We start from the raw sequence: 1,550 nt of genomic DNA on the forward strand, positions 1-1,550 counted from the left end.
CATCAAGCTAAGAATTGATTTCATAGGAACATCTGGTTTATTATAATATTATAAAAATATAAACCATAAAATATTTAATAAAAATGAAAGGATGTTCCCATGAAATTATTTGAAAGTATTGAAGACAAAAGAGACAAAGTTGAACAAAAAATAGAAGAACTTTTTGATTCAGAAGGGTTGAATCAGCTTGCTAAAGAAGTAGGTTTTATACAAAGATCTACAAGCAAAATCAAAGGTGATGATTTTATAAAATTAATGACACTTGGATTTTTAGAAAATAGTTTAGAAAGCTTAGAAGGCTTGTGTGACATATTGTTTGAATTAAACCCAAATGCAAGAGTTAGTCCTCAAGCCCTTGCTCAGCGTATAAATAAAAATGAGTCAGTTGAATATTTAAAAGAAGTGTTTAACCTGGCGGTAAAAAAAAATTTAGAATCAATAGGCTCAAAGCTATCTATAGATTTATTAGATGATTTTGAAAGTATATTTTTTGAAGACAGTACTAAAATAGAATTAAATCAAAAGCTTGCTGATAAATTCCCTGGTTCTGGTGGTAGTGCAAGCAAAGCATCTTTGAAACTAAATTTAATATATGATTTTAAGGATAAAACAGTAGAAAATATTTCAATAAGTCCAGGAAATCAACCAGATCAATCAGAAAAAGGCATATTGGATCATGTGGATAAAAATGATCTTGTGATAAGAGATCTTGGATACTTTTCGATTGATTCTTTATTTGAAATTACAAATAAATCTGCATATTACCTAAGTCGTTTTAAGAAAGGAGTAAATGTTTATTTGTCAAATGATAAAGACTCGTTACCAATAAATTTAGTAGATTATCTTAATAAGTATTATGAAGATCAATCAGTAATTGACTTAAATGTGTATATTGGTGTACAGAAATTAGGTGTGCGTCTGATAGCATATAAGCTTCCAGAAGAAATAGTAAACGAACGTCGTAGAAAAGCAAAAAAAAATGCTAAAAAGAAAGGAAAGCAACTATCTGAAGAATACTTAAAATGGCTATCATTCGGCATCTTTATAACAAATGTTTGCAGATCAGTATGGGACTCTAAAATAATAGGTACAATATATCGTTTAAGATGGGAGATTGAGCTAATTTTTAAGAATTGGAAATCATTGCTTAATATTGAAATTTTGAAGGGCACAGTAAATGAACGTATACAATGCATACTATATGGACGTTTAATTCTAATTGTGATTATGACTATGATTTATAGCTATATATCCTGGTATACTACAAAATATTATAAAAAAGAGGTGTCTTTTCATAAGATTATTAATTGGCTCAAAAGAATGAATCGTTTAGAAAAAGCTATTTGTAATAACGAATTAAATATTTTGTTAAAAAAAATAGAAAAAGATTCATCAAGCATATTATGCAAACAGAAAAGAAAGCGAAAAACTATTCAGCAATTGATACAAGATAGTATTTCTTATATGGATAGTTTTCAAAATGATGATGTCAAAGAAAATGAGTTAATTCAGTTATTTGTATTTGACAAAGCAGCTTAGCTTGATGCGTA

1 protein-coding gene is annotated in these 1,550 nt (G+C 27.9%); it reads left to right on the top strand.

The annotated features are described in order from the left end of the window. Positions 1-99: 99 nt before the first annotated feature. Positions 100-1,539, top strand: a complete 1,440-nt coding sequence (locus MTBBW1_RS27135) for an IS4 family transposase (RefSeq protein ID WP_080810117.1) — start codon at positions 100-102, stop codon at positions 1,537-1,539. Positions 1,540-1,550: the final 11 nt, after the last annotated feature.

It is taken from the genome of Desulfamplus magnetovallimortis, assembly GCF_900170035.1.
Lineage (GTDB): Bacteria > Desulfobacterota > Desulfobacteria > Desulfobacterales > Desulfobacteraceae > Desulfamplus > Desulfamplus magnetovallimortis.

What these genes read in the sequence shown, in the direction of transcription:
- MTBBW1_RS27135 (WP_080810117.1), top strand. Translation starts at nt 100, where the DNA reads ATGAAATTATTTGAAAGTATTGAAGACAAAAGAGACAAAGTTGAACAA.